The organism is Kibdelosporangium aridum (assembly GCF_900176515.1).
In the GTDB taxonomy this organism is placed as follows: Bacteria; Actinomycetota; Actinomycetes; order Mycobacteriales; family Pseudonocardiaceae; genus Kibdelosporangium; species Kibdelosporangium aridum.
In genome coordinates this window covers 272,452-287,326 of record NZ_FWXV01000005.1, presented here as the reverse complement: position 1 = coordinate 287,326, position 14,875 = coordinate 272,452, and the positions used below count along the sequence as shown (strand labels likewise).

Below are 14,875 nucleotides of genomic sequence, written 5' to 3'. Positions count from 1 at the left end.
CTGACGCAGGGTGGCGCGCACGGGATGGCCACCGCAAGATCTTGCGGACGCCCGCCGTGAAGACCAGGAGGCCCTGCGTGATCCGAAGTAGATTGTCCGTTTCGCTGGCCCTCGCGGTCGCGTTGAGCTTTGTCGTGCTGTCGCCCGGCACGGCCGGTCCATCGTCGAGCGCGCCCCAGCGCACTTCGGCCGAGTACCAGGTCGAAGGCGTGAAGACCAGCAAGCAGCGCAGCCGGATCGCCTCGACCGGCGCCGCCGTGACCTACGTGGAGCACGGCGTCGTGGGCATCACCGCCACGCCCGAGGAAGTCGAGCAGATCAAGCAGCTCGGGTTCACCGTGCGCCAGCAGGCCGCCCCGACCCAGCCCGACACGGGCATCCTGGACTTCCCGCCAGCCGACTCGAAGTACCACAACTTCACCGAGCTCACCGCCGAGGTGAACGCGGCCGCGTCGAACTTCCCGGCGATCGTGTCCAAGCAGGTGATCGGCAAGTCCTACGAGGGCCGCGACCTGATCGCGATCAAGATCTCCGACAACGTCGCGACCGACGAGGCCGAGCCGGAGGTCCTGTTCACCGCGCACCAGCACGCCCGTGAGCACCTGACCAAGGAGATGGCGCTCTACCTGCTCAACCAGCTGACCACCGGCTACGGCTCGGACCAGCGGATCACCAACATCGTCAACTCGCGGGAGATCTGGTTGCTGCCGGATCTCAACCCGGACGGTGGCGAGTACGACATCGCGACCGGCTCCTACCGGTCGTGGCGCAAGAACCGGCAGCCGAACGCCGGATCGTCCAATGTGGGCACTGACCTGAACCGCAACTGGGCCTTCAAGTGGGGCTGCTGCGGCGGTTCGTCCGGCAGCACGGGCAGTGAGACCTACCGCGGCCCGGCGCCGGAGTCCTCGCCTGAGGTCAAGGCGTTCGCCGACTTCGTCCGCGGCCGCAATGTCGGTGGTGTGCAACAGATCAAGACCGGTATCGACTTCCACACCTACAGCGAGCTCATCCTTTGGCCGTACGGCTACACATACGACGACCTCGCACCGGGGATGACCGCCGACGACCAGGCCACGTTCGCCCGGATCGGCCGCAACATGGCCGCCACCAACAACTACACGCCGGAGCAATCGTCCGATTTGTACATCACGGACGGCTCGATCGACGACTGGCTGTGGGGCGACCAGAAGATCTTCGGCTACACGTTCGAGATGTACCCGAAGGGCACCAGCGGCGGCGGTTTCTACCCGCCGGACGAGGTGATCGACCGGGAGACAGCCCGCAACAAGGAAGCCGTGCTGCAACTGCTCGAGATCTCCGACTGCCCGCAGCGCGCGATCGGCAAGGAGCAGCAGTACTGCGGCACCACGCCGCCGCCGGGTCCTGGCCCGTACGAGAACGCGACCGACGTGCAGATCCCGGACGCGGGATCGGCCGTGACCAGTTCGATCGCGGTGGCCAACCGCGACGGCAACGCGCCGGCCGCGCTCAAGGTGGCCGTGGACATCAAGCACTCCTACCGCGGTGACCTGGTGATCGACCTGGTCGCACCGGACGGCACCACGTACCGCCTGAAGGGCGCGAGCTCGGGTGATTCGGCGGACAACGTCAACGAGACGTACACCGTGGACGCCTCCGCGGAGACCGCGAACGGCACCTGGCAGCTCAAGGTTCAGGACATTTATTCGGCGGATGTCGGATACGTCGATCTGTGGCGGTTGACCTTCTAAGGTCTTCACCAGGGGAAAGGCCACTCGCGCCGGACATCCGGCTCGGGTGGCCTTTTTCTGGCCGCTAGTCCGTTCGGGCGACAACCTTGCACCGCCCAGCGGAACACTGCTACTCATCAGTAGGTATGCGATCCGACAGCGTTGAAGCGCAAGCGGTCGTCCGCCAACCACCCGCTCAGGTGTGGGAGGTGATCAGCGACCCGGAGTTGTACCCGCGCTATGTCCGCGGGTTGAGCTGGTGTGAGCGCCTGACGCCACATCAGGGCCGTGGTGCGCGGTATTTGGTGCGCGTCGGGTACGAGGACGAGGTCGAGCTGCTGCTCTTCCGGCAGGACGAGCACTTGGTGTGGTCCAGCGTCCGGCGGCAGACGCACCGGCTGTCGATCCAGCTCAAGCACGTGCCCAACGGCGGCACTGAGATCTCCGTGCTGCTCTCGTTGCAGTCAGACGATCAGAACGTGACCGCGCTGCGGCGCCGGATCGACGACGCGCTGGCCCGCCTGCGTGATCATCTGGAGGGCGTGCCCGCTGCCCTGCCACCCGAGCCGCGTGATCCCTCCTCCGCGCGCGGGTCGACCCTCAGCATCGCGAAAACACTGGTCAAGGCCGGTGTTCTGACTCCCGCACGGCCCGATCGGACGTTGCGGCAACTGGCGTCGCTGGCCCGATGGGGTGCGACGGTCGTGGGTGGTTACCAGGCTTCCACCGCACGCGGCCCGCACGAGATCGCCTACTACGACGAGGACGGCCCGCGCACGTTCGCCGAGGTCGACGAACGCACGAACCGGCTGGCCAACGCGTTGTCCCGATACTGGGTGACCGCCGGGTCAAGGGTCGCGTTGATGTCCCGCAACCACGGCAGGATGGTCGAGTCGTTCATCGCGTGCGGGAAACTCGGCGCCGATGTCGTGCTGATGAACACGGGCCTGGCCGCGAACCAGGTCGCCGAGGTCGTGCGGAACCACGATCCGGTGCTGCTGATGGCCGACGACGAGTTCGCGAGCCTCACGACGTACCTCCCGCCTGAGCTGCCGCGCATCCGGACTTGGGGCGAGCCGGCCGGTTCCGGGCCGACGGTCGACGACCTGATCGCCAACGGGTCCGCGGACAAGCTCACGCCGCCCAAGCAGCCCGGCCGGATCGTGGTGCTGACATCCGGCACTTCCGGGCCGCCGAAGGGCGCGCGCAGGCCGACACCTCGCGGGCTCGGCGACGCGGCCGCTATTTTGTCCCGGATTCCGTTGCGTGCCGGGGAAAAGATGCTTGTCGCCGCGCCGCTGTTCCACACGTGGGGCCTGGCGGCGATGCAACTGGGCATGCCGTTGCGGGCAAGTTTGGTGCTGCAACGCCGTTTTGATCCACAAGCGGCGCTGCAGGCGATCGAGAAGCACCGGATCACGTCGATGTTCGCGGTGCCGATCATGTTGCAGCGCATGATGGATCTGCCGGAACGCGTGCGTTCCAACTACGACACCTCATCATTGCGGGTTGTCGCGAGCAGCGGTTCAGCTCTGCCCGGACGGCTGGTCGAGCAGTTCATGGACGCGTTCGGCGATGTGCTCTACAACCTGTATGGCTCAACCGAAGTGTCATGGGCAACTATCGCCGACCCATCGGATCTACGGGCCGCACGGACTACGGCAGGCCTGCCACCCAACGGGACACGCATCGGAATCCTTGACAGCGAAGGATATCCGGCACCGCCAGGCACAGTAGGACGGATCTTCGTCGGCAACGACATGTTGTTCGACGGCTACACCAACGGCGCGAACCTGGCATTGCGCCATTCGCTGATGGACACCGGCGACCGCGGTTACCTCGACGCCGACGGCCGCCTGTTCGTCGCGGGCCGGGACGACGAAATGATCGTGTCCGGCGGCGAGAACGTCTTCCCCCGGCCGGTCGAGGAGGCACTGGCCGCGCTGCCCCAGGTTCGCGAGGCCGCCGTGGTCGGCGTCCCGGACAACGAGTACGGGCAGCGTCTGGCCGCCTACATCGTGCTCAAGCCCGGCGCCCACCTGGACGCCGACACCGTGCGGGGGTACGTGCACCAGCGACTGGCCCGGTTCGCCGTGCCACGGGACGTGGTGTTCGTCGACGGCCTGCCGCGCAACGCGACCGGCAAGGTGCTCAAGCGGATGCTGGAAGACGGCCACTGGTAACTGTTGACGTATTGGTCTAGTCCACTCTACTTTGAATGGCGTTCGACCTAACCGCCGGCCAGGCGCGGGCTCCGCGGTTCCCTGCTGGGTGCGGTGCACTGACGCACCGCGTCACCTAACGGAGAACGCATGTCCAGAAGGTTTCTGGCTTTCGCCAGCGCGCTGGTCACGGCACTCGCGGTAGTGACCGTCTCCCCCACAACGACACCGACAGCCGACGCAGCGCCGAACGGCAACGTCCTTGGCTACTTCGCGCAATGGGGCGTCTACCAGCGCAACTACCACGTGAAGAACATCAGGACGAGCGGCGCGGCGACCAAGCTCACCCACATCAACTACGCATTCGGCAACGTCGTCAACGGCCAATGCGTGATCGGCGACAGCTACGCCGACTACGATCGGTTCTACGACGCAGCGTCCAGTGTGGACGGTGTCGCCGACACGTGGGACGCGGGCGCGTTGCGCGGCAACTTCAACCAGCTGCGCAAGTTGAAGCGCCTGCACCCCCAGATCAAGGTGCTGTTCTCGTTCGGCGGCTGGACCTGGTCCGGCGGCTTCGGACAGGCCGCGCAGAACCCGACGGCCTTCGCGAACTCCTGCTACAACCTGGTCAACGACCCGCGCTGGGCGGGCGTGTTCGACGGCATCGACATCGACTGGGAGTACCCCAACGCCTGCGGCCTGACCTGCGACACCAGCGGCCCGGAAGCACTGACCAGGCTGGCACAGGCGCTGCGCAACCGCTTCGGCTCATCGAAGCTGGTCACCGCGGCGATCACGGCCGACGCGTCAGCGGGCGGGAAGATCGACAAGGCGAACTACGCGTCCGCGGCCCAGTACTTCAACTGGTACAACGTGATGACGTACGACTTCTTCGGCGCGTGGGCGGCCACCGGCCCAACGGCACCCCACTCCCCGCTGACGCCGTACACCGGGATTCCCCAAGCCGGCTTCACCACCTCCGAAGCCATCGCGAAGTTGAAGGCGAAGGGCGTTCCGGCAAGCAAACTGTGGATCGGCATCGGGTTCTACGGACGCGGCTGGAACGGCGTGACCCAAACCGCGCCAGGTGGCTCTGCCACAGGTGCGGCGCCGGGAACCTACGAGGCGGGCATCGAGGACTACAAGGTCCTCAAGACGCGGTGCCCAGCCAACGGAACTGTCGCGGGAACGGCGTATGCCAAGTGCGGCTCGCAATGGTGGAGCTACGACACACCGTCGACCATCACCGGGAAGATGAGCTGGGCCCGTGGTCAGGGCCTTGGCGGCTCCTTCTTCTGGGAACTGTCCGGCGACACCACGAACGGTGAACTGATCACAGCCATGAAGAACGGCTGACCGGGGAAACAGGCCAGGGGCGCGGCGACTCTCCACCCGCGCCCCTGAGCCCTGGTTCACGCCGCTGGCAGGTAGATCCAGATCAGGCAGTCGTGCCAGGTGTCGCGTTCCGGATCATCAACCGACCAGTCGCGGCAATGCCGGGCAAGACGTTGTTCGAAGCGGTAGCCGGCCTGCCGGGCGAGACGCAGCGACGGTTCGTTGCTGGGGTTGATCTCCAGCCAGATCCGCGGGGCCTTCAGGGTCTGGTGTGCCCAGAGGGTGACCGCTCGCACCACCCGTGAGCCGATTCCCCTTCCACGCTGTTGTGGCCTGATCCAGTACGCCAGTTCGACATTGGCGTCCTCGTCCGGCATCAGGCCGACCGCGCCGACCAGATACCGTTCGCGCAGGATCCCGATCGAGAACTGGCCGTGTTCGGCGTGGTTCCACTGCGACAACGCCTTCTGCGCGTCGGTCAGGGTGTAAGGACCCACCGGCCGCGCACCCCACAAGGACCGTCCCGTCTCCCCAGTGGTGGCTTCGACCAGCAGAGGTGCGTCGTCCACGGTCAGCACACGGGCGTCAAGGCCGGCATCCAGGCTCAGATCGAGATCCATACCGCCGCTTTCGTCAACTGGGCGACAAAAAACCGGGCGGACCAAAGTGTCCGCCCGGTCGTCGAAGCTTGAGATCAAGCCGCGTGGCTGGCAGCCGCGCAAAGCCTCCGCGCGGTCGCGATCACCGCGTAGGCCGATGGAAGCATCTGGTGTGGCCTAGGCTCGCTGATCCAGCGCCATCCCCCGTCGCCGGTTTCGGTCGGCACGACCGTGTACGCGCCTACCCCCGCATGCCGTACTTCGTGCTCTGCCAGACCGTCGACGATGTCCCCACGCATCATGGTCGCCGCCTGGGTCAGGAAGGTCCACCGCCCACCGTCCGGGTGCGCGATGACCGGGCCGGCCAGCATGGCGATGCCCAGTTGCTGGTTCACCTGATCCGCCAGGCCGGCAGGCATGGTGATTGCGTCGAGCACCTGACCGAGGGCCACGGCCAGCTGACGCTGACCGACCTGGACAGCCACCGGCCAGCCGAAGGTTTCCTCATAGTGGGCCCGGGCTGCGGCCAGTTCCCGCAACCAGGCCGGAGCCGGTTGTGTCATCGTTGTCATTACGGATTCCCCTACCCCGTTCTTCGCCTGTTGCTCCATTCGAGCGATCCCCGAGCTCGCTGCCGTCCATGGTACGTCACCAAACGTGACGCTGAACACAGGACTGGCCCCCTAACTCCAGTTAGGGGGCGTTGCGGCAGAAGGGGCTGCGAATCCGCAGGTCAGAGGGCTATCATGCGCGAGCTTGGGCGACACGCCGGACAGAGCGTTCGATGAATACCCCGAACGCCACCCCGATGCCGGCCCACAGGATCAGCTGGGTTCCGAGCGAGGCCACGCGGAAGTTCCAGAGCAGACTCGCCGGGAATCCGTCGGGCACTTCGTTGACGACAGGCAGCACCCAGGCGGCCACCGCCACGACCACGATGTAGCCGAGCACGCCGGCGAGCACCGCGTTCCAGCTGCCCAGGCGCGTGGCGAGCCGCTTGCCGATCACGGTCGCCGCGATCGCCGCGACCACCGAGATCAGGACCATCACGAAGTACCAGGTCGTCCGCTGGTTGATGGTGTCGGCCTGGCCGACCGCCGGCGGATTGGACGGGTACTTCAAGAACGGCACCAGGAACACCGTGACGAACGCGCCGATCCCCAGGACGCCCGCGGTCGCACGAGCGCTGAGGTTGCCGACACGGCCGTACGCGAAGGCGAAAGCCAGGGCGAAAAGCCCGCCGAACGCCAGGCCGTACGCGCCCGTGGCCACCGCGAGGCCAAAAGTGCTCTGCACGCCGCGGCTGACCACTGCCGCTTCCTCGCCGCCGTGGTCGTGCCCTGCGCCGGCCTCTTCGACCGCGATGGCGATGTCGACCTGCGGCTCACCGAAGATCGACGCGAAGGCGAACGCGAGCACGGCCGCCAGCAGTCCGGCGAGCATTCCCCGGACCAGTACATGTCCAATTTTCATGTGAGGCGCCGCGCTTCACTCAGTGGCAAGGGAAGCCGAGCAGGTGCCGGCCGTCGTGCACGAACTCGTGGATGATGCTGTCCGCGCCTTGCGCGGTGCCCACGAAGTAGAGCAGCACCAGGGACAGAATCGCGGTGAACACCGCCCACGGCAGGATCTCGCGAACGGGAATCGAAATCGGGACCGGTACGGGCACAGCTGCTGTAGTCACCGGTGTGACCTCCTCGGGCTGACGCGACCCAATGGGGCTTCGTAGTGAAGGCCGGAGTGTCTGACTTACGGGACTCAGAGCCCGCATACAGTGGCGCGACCGTGCCGGGATCTCACCGGCTTACTCCGACCAATGGCCTGAGGACCGTAGGCAGGAGCCGCACACCGTGTCAACGCTGGGAGACCCTGCTCACCCGAATGCCTCGACTCGCGTGATCCTGATCAGTCACGCGGCCACGACGGCGACCCGCCGGACCGCGTTTCCGGCTGATGAGCCGGTGGAACGACCCGACGACCTCACCCCTGTCGATCTTGGGCGATTCACCCGGTGGCTGACCGGGCCGGAGCTTCGCTGCCGGCAGACAGCCGCCGGGCTCGGCTTGCCGGGCGAGACCGAAGAGGCGTTGACCGATCAGGACTTCGGGACTTGGCGTGGCCGTGCGCTTGACGAGATAACGGACTTCTCGTGGCTCACTGATCCTTCAGCCGCGCCGCATGGTGGCGAGTCTGTGGAGGACGTCATCGCCCGCGTCGGTGCGTGGCTGACGAGCCTGCGTGGATCCGGCGAACGCGTAGCGGCCGTGACACATCCGGCCATCATCCGGGCGGCGGTGGTACACGTGATGAACGCGCCCGCACAGTCGTTCTGGCGGATCGACGTCGCTTCCCTGTCGGTCACCCGGCTGTCGAACTCCGGGCCGAACTGGACCTTGCGGGAAACCGGCCACGCGGTGAATCAGTAACCAACTCTAGCCCATGACATAGTCAAGGATTTACCATCAGGGCCATGGCCGACATGGCGTTCCGTGTACTGGGCCCGTTGGAGGTCACGGTCGACGGACGCGCGGTTTCGTTGGGCGGCCGCAAACCGAGGATGCTGCTGGCGACACTGCTCCTCGATCCGAACAGGACCGTCAGCGTCGACACGTTGGTCGACGTCCTGTGGCCCGGTTCGCCGCCGCGCTCAGCCGTTGCCAATGTCCGGACGTACGCACACGCCTTGCGCGCCGCGATCGGCGACCGGGTTCGCACGTGCCCGGGCGGTTACCAGATCACGGTCGTGGACGACGAGCTCGACATGACCACCTTCGAAGCCAAGGCACGGCAAGGCGAACTGGCCGAGGCCAGCGCTTTGTGGCGCGGCCGTGCGTTGGCGGACCTGCCGCGTAGTCCGGCGTGGGAGCCGGCACTGGCCAGGCTGGAGGAGCTCCGGCTGTCGGTGATCGAGCGAAGTCCGGACGTCCCCATCCCGGAACTGCGCGGCCTGCTCGCCGAGTACCCGTTGCGGGAGGAACTCTGGCGACTCCTGGTGCGGGCGCTGCACCGCGACGGACGCACCTCGGAGGCCCTGCACGCGTACCACGAAGCCGAACGGGTTCTGGCCAACGAACTGGGCACGCGCCCCGGCCCCGGGCTGCGCCAGGCTCGCGACAAGATCCGCACCGGGGTTTTCCCTGTCCGCCAGCTGCCACTGGATCTTCCGGACTTCACCGGCCGGACGGACATCGTCACCCAGGCCACGAAGGCATTGACCCGGCCGCCTGCCGCGGTCGTACTGACCGGCGCACCAGGCGCCGGAAAGTCTACTTTGGCCGTCCATATCGGACATAAAGTCGCGGAGTCCTTTCCGGACGGTCAGCTGTACGTGCGACTGCGTGACCCGGCGGACGTCCTGGCGTACCTGCTGAAAGCCATGGGAGTGCCCGATGTCCCAGCCAGCCTTGATGAGCGGGCGGCACGGTACCGCTCTGTGCTGGCCCGCCGGGAGATGCTGGTCGTGCTGGACGACGCCGTCGACGCCGCACAGGTAGCGCCGTTGCTGCCCGGATCAGGGCGATCCGCCGTGCTGATCACCAGCCGGACGTGGCTGCCCGAGCTCCATGGCGCCGCGCATGTGCACGTCGACGCGTTAACCGACGCCGAGGCACACGATTTGCTGACAAAGGTGGCTGGCGCACACCGAGTCAACGCAGAACCGGCCCGCGCGAGGGAAATCCTGCGGTCGTGCGGAAATCTTCCGCTGGCGATCCGGGTGGCCGGGGCGAAACTCGTCGCCCGGCCGTCCATTCCGTTGCGGGTGGTGGCCGAAAGACTGGCCGACGAGCGCGGCCGACTCGATGAGCTGACAACCGGAAGCTTGGCGGTGCGAACCAGCGTCACCGACAGCTATCTCCGGCTGCCTACGAGCGCGGCGCGGGCGTTCCGGTTCGCCGGGATGCTCGGCCCGGTCTCCTTTCCCGGCTGGACGATCGCCGCACTGCTCGACCGGCCGAACGCCGACGACGTACTCGACACGTTGGTGAATGCCAACCTTCTCGCGGTCTCGGTAGACCAGACCGGCACCCTGCGGTACCGGATGCCGGACCTCTTCCGGTGTTACGCAACCGAACGCTTGTCCGGTGAAACGCGCCGAGAACTACGCGCGGCCGCACGGCGGGTCCTGGACGGTTATCTCGCACTGGCAACACATGCGGCGACACGCATGCCAGTGCCGTTCTTCGGCATCGTGCCGCGACACGGGCATGCTTCGTCCAGCGAAGTTGACGCGACGGCATGGTTCGACGCGGAAGTGCCGTCCATCACAGCGATTCTCGAACTCGCCGCCGAACTGGGCATCCAACGGCACGCCTGGCGAATTCCGGCCATGACCGCGCCCTACTTCGACCTACGCGGCAAACACGCCGAGTGGCGGCGTTCCCATGAGATCGCGCTATCGGGCGTCCGGCAGGAAGACGACAAGCACGGTGAGGCGATCGTCCTGCGTAACCAGGGACAGCTGGCGCTTTACCATGACCGACCCGCCGAAGCCGAAACAGCGACGCGAGAGGCCCTCCGGCTCTTCGCCGAAACAGAAGATGACACCGGCGTAGGAATCGCCCACGCCGGAATCGGCACGACGGCCCGGATCCGCGGTAACTACCAGAAAGCGTTGCGGCACCACCAGCGTGCACTGCGAATCTTCATGCGTACCGAAAAGCCGCATTTCGAGGCCGCTGCCCGAATCGCCATCGGCACAGCTCTGCTTGCCCAGCAAAGACTTCCCGCAGCCGAACGCTGGCTGACCGGCGCACGAGAGCTGTCAGCACGTATCGGCGACCGGCACCGCGAAGCACACGCTCTGCAACGGCTGGCCGCCCTGCGGGAGCCGGCGCAAGCTCTCAGTCACCTCACTGAAGCAACGGACATGTTCCAAAACATGGGAGACGACCACTGCGTGGCATACGCACGGCAGCACACTGGGGAGTTGTTGCTGCGTGCCGGGGATCGGACGCGCGCACGGGATCTGCTGAGCGGGTCGCTGGACGCGCACCTGCGCGCGGGCGACCACCGGTCAGCGGCGGAGGTGTCTCACCTGTTGGACGACCTCGAGCACTAGACGATTCCCAGCTGCACCTGCGGCCTCAGCGACGGGGCCCACTCGGTCTTTTTGATCACGAAACCTCAGCGTGGCAACGGAAACTGGGCCACCTGGGTAACGCCGCGCAGCAAGATCAACAGTATCTTGTGGCGGCACGGCGAGCGTAGCGAAAATCAACGCCGGTATCGCGATGGCGGACGAAAGTCTCTTGCCGGGGTCACCCGAAAGCTGCATGCCATGGCGAGGAGACCGTCGTGAGCGAGGAGGATCGCCCAAACCGCCGGGACCCTGCCGACCGTGCGCCGCGGTGGCTCCGGTTCGCGCTGGCGACCAGCTCCATCTCGGACCCGGGTGACAACGTCGTTGAGATCAACAGTATCTTGTGGCGGCATGGCGGGTGTTGAGGACATCAAGGCTGGAATCGCGTTGGCGAACGAGAAGTCTCTTGCCGGGATCGCTGCGATCACACAGGCTTCCATGCAACTGGACGAGGCACGCAACGCTCTGCTCTCCGCCACACAAGGCAGCAGTCAAGCGGACGTGAGCCAGGCGCAGGGCCTGCTCACCGAGGCGCTGCAGGTGTTGGCCAGCGCGCAGGGCGCCATCCAGGCGAGCATCTCGTCCGCCGAGGGATACGCGAACCGGCTTTGACTATTTCGGAATTGGCCGGTGCGCTGCGTGACGTGAACCTCACGCTGGAACGAGCCCGCGCGACCACTGCGACCGCGGTTCCGTTACTGGCCGAGTCCCGGGCGACACTGTTGGCGGTAAGCAGGGACCCAAACGGGTATGACCCTGTCGAGCTTGATCTCGCGATGGCACAGTTGTCAACGGCCGGGGAACTGATCGCCCTGGCCCGTCAGTCGCTACTGGACTACTTGTTGAGGCTGTAGATGTTGGGCAGAGGCGAACGCCGGCAGCGCGCACAGGACGCGCTTGACGAGTTGCGCAAGGCACTGCGGCTCGCGCTCGGCGCAGCCCAAGCAACTCGGCAAGCCGCGCAGACAACGAAGGACCAGCTCGAGTTCGAGCAAGCGGTGATGCGGCTCGGCCTGGCCAAGGCCAGACTCGATCCGGAGATCACCGAGCTGCGCGGCAGGCCGGCGTTGGCCAAGACGTGGGACAAGGTGATCGCCGAACGCGACGAGCTGTACGCGCGCTGGCATCCGGAAGGTCCGGAGCGACTGCGTCGGCTGGTCGCGGCGGCGGCGCCAGGAGCTGCGGGTTCGCCGTGGCACGACTGGCTGAGCAAGGTCGGCGAGGACACCGGTGGCGTCGCACCGGCGATGTGGCGTGTCGGCACGGCGGTGGTGGAAGAGGCGCCGCGCGAGGACGAGTTCCCGGTCGCGGTCCCGTTGCTCGACCGCGCGCACCTGCGGGTGAACTCGGCGCCGGACAACCGGTCCGTTGTGGACTCATTGGTCGAGACGTTGCTGCTGCGGCTGATGAGCTACTTCCGGCCGGGCCTTGTCAAGGTCCACCTGTGGGACATCGGCCACTTGACCGGTTCATTGCCCAACCTGCAACCGTTGACGTCAGCCGGTTTACTCACTGTTCACGATCCGACCCGGCTGGACGACCTGCTGGCCGAACTGGCCGGGCACATCCGGCGCGTGCACGCCAAGGCCATGCGCGAAGGCGAGACCTCGTTGCGTTCGGTCTGCGTCACCAAGGGTGAGCGGATCGAGCCGTGGCGCGTCGTCGTGTTGTTCGGCAACGGCGAGCGCCTGCCCGACGAGCAACAGCGTGAGCTGCAACGAGTCGCCCGGACCGGGATCGACGCCGGCGTGAGCCTGATCTGCGTCGACGTCCCGCTGTCGGCGAACAGTCCACTAGAGACGATCGCGTTCACCGATTCGCGGCACGCGACGACCAGCATGACCGGTCCCGGCGTGCGCTTCCGTCCGGACGACGCCCCGGACGGCAGTCTGGCCAGCCGCGCCGCTGCCGCGATCGCGGCGGACCTGGTCGCGCGCCGGGGCAAGCCGCGGACGTTCGACGATCTGCTGCCGGAAGAACTCGGCAAGCTCAGCTCCAAGGAGGAGCTGCGTGCGCCCGTCGGTTTCGCCGACGGTGTACCGGTCGAGGTGGTGATCGGCGACGCGACACCGCACGCGCTGATCGCCGGGCCGAGCGGATCGGGCAAGACGAATTTCCTGTACGCGATGCTCGGCGGGCTCGCCGCTCGCTATCCGCCCAGTGAACTCGAACTGTACCTTTTGGACTTCAAGGAAGGCGTGTCGTTCGCGGGCCTCGCACCCGGGCGCAAGGACCCGAGCTGGCTGCCGCAGGCGCGGCTGGTCGGCGTGAACGTCAACACCGACCGTGAGTTCGGCTTGGCGTTGCTGCGGTTCCTGACCGAGGAACTGGCTCGGCGGGCCGAGGCGGCCAAGCGCCAGGAGGTCACCAAGCTGGCCGAGCTGCGGGAAGCCGAGCCGGAGGGACACTGGCCGCGGATCGTCGCGGTGATCGACGAGTTCCAGGCGCTGTTCGGCGGCCGGGACCGGATCACCCAGCAGGCCACGGTGTTGTTGGAGGACGTGGCCCGGCGGGGGCGTTCGCAGGGCATCCACCTGGTGCTGGCCAGCCAGGACATCGCCGGGATCGAGGCGTTCTGGGGCAAGCCCGCGGTGTTCGAACAGTGCACGCTGCGCATCGCGATGCCCAAGGCCAAGCGTGTGCTGTCGGAGACCAACAACGCGGCGTTCAGCCTGCCGCGCTGGCACGCCGTGATCAACCACGACTCCGGTGTGCCACACGGAAACCAGGTCGCGCACATCCCGGACGCCTCGGCGAAGGGAACGTTCGACGCGCTGCAAGCGCGGCTCTGGGCCGCCGGGAACTCGTTGGCACCAAGGCTTTTCGATGGCGCACACCAGCCGTTGCTCGCCGAGTCGCCTGATTTCACCGACCCGCCAGGGCCACTGCTCGGGCAGATCATCGACGTGGAATGCCGGGCCGCGACCATGGCATTGGACGCGGTGCCCGGCCGTAACCTCGCAGTGATCGGCACGGCGACGGCGGACGCTCTGTCTATTATGGAGAGCATCACGTTCTCGTTGGCGCGCAAGCACTCCCCTGGCTCGGTGGATTTCAGCATCTGGTGCGCCGTGCCGGCGTTGCAGGAACGGGTCACCCGGCTGGCGAAGATCCTCACGGCGATCGGCCACGCGGTGGACCACCGGACCGACGAGTCGATCGCCAAACTGGCGCCCGCTTCGGGAGAACGGCCCCGGTACATCCTGTTCTTCGCGGTGGACGCCGCACACCAATGGCTGGAACGCAAGGAACCACCCGCGATGCGCAGCGGACTGGACGACTTGCGCGCGTTGCTGAAGAACGGGCCCGCCAACCACGTGCACACGTTCGGCTGGTGGCGCGGTGTCGGACGACTGAAGGACACCCTGGGCTTCGGCGGCACCGACGACATCGGCGCGTGGGTGGCTCTGGACGTCCAAGGCGCCGAACTGAACACCCTGGCCGCCGGGCAGGTCATCGACTGGGCGCCCCGCCCGAAACGAGCGATCTACTTCGACAAGTCGACGCACAGCTCACCCGACGTGATCATCCCCTTCGACACGGTGGAGTCGGAATGACAGACGACCCGGTCGCGCAGTACAAGGAGATCCTCGACCTGACCCGGCAGGCCTCGCAGCAACTGGCGGACCGCGAACGCCGCCGCCGAGTCGAGGTCGTCACGGAGATAACCGCCGCCGAAAAAGCGATCAAACAAGCGACCGAGCAAGAGGAACAGGTCAAGAAGGAGATCACCGGCTGGTGGCGCCAAGTCGCCGCCCGGCTCGCCGGGCTGAACTGGATCACGCCCGGCCGCCCACCGGAGCCGGATCCCGCGGGCCGACCTGACCTCCTGGACACCTACCTCGCCGAGATCGAACCGGCCACGAACACCTTCGTGGCCGCCCTGCGGAAAGCCGTGTGGCCCAAGAAACTTCCCTAAACCGTTCCCCGCCATTTCTGACGACGACTTTTGCCGAACCTCACCCCAACCCCAGAACATCCCCC

The 14,875-nt window shown here is 66.6% G+C and carries 13 protein-coding genes; 9 read left to right on the top strand and 4 right to left on the bottom strand.

The genetic code is table 11. The features are described 5' to 3' along the window. Positions 1 to 77 precede the first annotated feature (77 nt). From B9C43_RS28635 to B9C43_RS28625, 3 genes are all read left to right on the top strand, one after another. Positions 78 to 1,733, top strand: a complete 1,656-nt coding sequence (locus B9C43_RS28635; RefSeq protein ID WP_084430071.1) for a M14 family metallopeptidase — start codon at positions 78 to 80, stop codon at positions 1,731 to 1,733. 125 nt (positions 1,734 to 1,858) lie between these two features. Continuing rightward, complete coding sequence (locus B9C43_RS28630) at positions 1,859 to 3,895, top strand: AMP-binding protein (RefSeq protein ID WP_084430070.1); 2,037 nt, start codon at positions 1,859 to 1,861, stop codon at positions 3,893 to 3,895. 129 nt (positions 3,896 to 4,024) lie between these two features. Beyond that, positions 4,025 to 5,233: a glycoside hydrolase family 18 protein gene (locus B9C43_RS28625; protein WP_084430069.1), complete on the top strand. Its 1,209-nt coding sequence runs from the start codon at positions 4,025 to 4,027 to the stop codon at positions 5,231 to 5,233. A gap of 56 nt (positions 5,234 to 5,289) precedes the next feature. On the opposite strand, the gene B9C43_RS28620 is transcribed toward B9C43_RS28625, so the two are convergent. From B9C43_RS28620 to B9C43_RS28605, 4 genes are all read right to left on the bottom strand, one after another. Beyond that, positions 5,290 to 5,832 carry a GNAT family N-acetyltransferase gene (locus B9C43_RS28620; protein WP_084430068.1) on the bottom strand — a complete coding sequence of 181 codons (543 nt, stop codon included), beginning with the start codon at positions 5,830 to 5,832 and terminating at the stop codon, positions 5,290 to 5,292. 74 nt (positions 5,833 to 5,906) lie between these two features. Continuing rightward, a complete protein-coding gene (locus B9C43_RS28615) occupies positions 5,907 to 6,383 on the bottom strand; it encodes a hypothetical protein (protein ID WP_033390320.1) in 477 nt (158 codons plus the stop codon). Positions 6,384 to 6,555: 172 nt separating this feature from the next. Continuing rightward, entirely contained in the window at positions 6,556 to 7,284 is a 729-nt protein-coding gene (locus B9C43_RS28610) for a CbtA family protein (protein ID WP_084430067.1), read from the bottom strand. Positions 7,285 to 7,303: 19 nt separating this feature from the next. Then, positions 7,304 to 7,495, bottom strand: coding sequence for a CbtB domain-containing protein (locus tag B9C43_RS28605; RefSeq protein WP_084430066.1), 192 nt, complete (start codon positions 7,493 to 7,495; stop codon positions 7,304 to 7,306). Positions 7,496 to 7,661: 166 nt separating this feature from the next. Here B9C43_RS28605 and B9C43_RS28600 point away from each other — a divergent pair, with 166 nt between their 5' ends. From B9C43_RS28600 to B9C43_RS28575, 6 genes are all read left to right on the top strand, one after another. Then, positions 7,662 to 8,237, top strand: coding sequence for a histidine phosphatase family protein (locus B9C43_RS28600; protein ID WP_200825729.1), 576 nt, complete (start codon positions 7,662 to 7,664; stop codon positions 8,235 to 8,237). Positions 8,238 to 8,281: 44 nt separating this feature from the next. Further along, a complete protein-coding gene (locus tag B9C43_RS28595) occupies positions 8,282 to 10,870 on the top strand; it encodes an AfsR/SARP family transcriptional regulator (protein WP_235038886.1) in 2,589 nt (862 codons plus the stop codon). A 372-nt stretch (positions 10,871 to 11,242) separates the two neighbouring features. Continuing rightward, positions 11,243 to 11,503, top strand: coding sequence for a hypothetical protein (locus B9C43_RS28590; protein ID WP_033390317.1), 261 nt, complete (start codon positions 11,243 to 11,245; stop codon positions 11,501 to 11,503). Next, positions 11,500 to 11,745, top strand: coding sequence for a hypothetical protein (locus B9C43_RS28585; RefSeq protein ID WP_143446650.1), 246 nt, complete (start codon positions 11,500 to 11,502; stop codon positions 11,743 to 11,745). Before B9C43_RS28590 ends, B9C43_RS28585 begins: the two co-directional genes overlap by 4 nt. Continuing rightward, the gene (locus tag B9C43_RS28580) at positions 11,746 to 14,448 is read left to right on the top strand and encodes an FtsK/SpoIIIE domain-containing protein (RefSeq protein WP_084430064.1); all 2,703 of its coding nucleotides are present in this window, start codon (positions 11,746 to 11,748) and stop codon (positions 14,446 to 14,448) included. After that, positions 14,445 to 14,810: a hypothetical protein gene (locus B9C43_RS28575; RefSeq protein ID WP_084430063.1), complete on the top strand. Its 366-nt coding sequence runs from the start codon at positions 14,445 to 14,447 to the stop codon at positions 14,808 to 14,810. Before B9C43_RS28580 ends, B9C43_RS28575 begins: the two co-directional genes overlap by 4 nt. Positions 14,811 to 14,875: the final 65 nt, after the last annotated feature.

Coding starts and splice junctions, on each gene's coding strand:
- B9C43_RS28630 (WP_084430070.1), top strand. CDS start 1,859: ATGCGATCCGACAGCGTTGAAGCGCAAGCGGTCGTCCGCCAACCACCC.
- B9C43_RS28625 (WP_084430069.1), top strand. CDS start 4,025: ATGTCCAGAAGGTTTCTGGCTTTCGCCAGCGCGCTGGTCACGGCACTC.
- B9C43_RS28620 (WP_084430068.1), bottom strand. CDS start 5,832: ATGGATCTCGATCTGAGCCTGGATGCCGGCCTTGACGCCCGTGTGCTG.
- B9C43_RS28615 (WP_033390320.1), bottom strand. CDS start 6,383: ATGACAACGATGACACAACCGGCTCCGGCCTGGTTGCGGGAACTGGCC.
- B9C43_RS28610 (WP_084430067.1), bottom strand. CDS start 7,284: ATGAAAATTGGACATGTACTGGTCCGGGGAATGCTCGCCGGACTGCTG.
- B9C43_RS28595 (WP_235038886.1), top strand. CDS start 8,282: ATGGCCGACATGGCGTTCCGTGTACTGGGCCCGTTGGAGGTCACGGTC.
- B9C43_RS28590 (WP_033390317.1), top strand. CDS start 11,243: ATGGCGGGTGTTGAGGACATCAAGGCTGGAATCGCGTTGGCGAACGAG.
- B9C43_RS28580 (WP_084430064.1), top strand. CDS start 11,746: ATGTTGGGCAGAGGCGAACGCCGGCAGCGCGCACAGGACGCGCTTGAC.
- B9C43_RS28575 (WP_084430063.1), top strand. CDS start 14,445: ATGACAGACGACCCGGTCGCGCAGTACAAGGAGATCCTCGACCTGACC.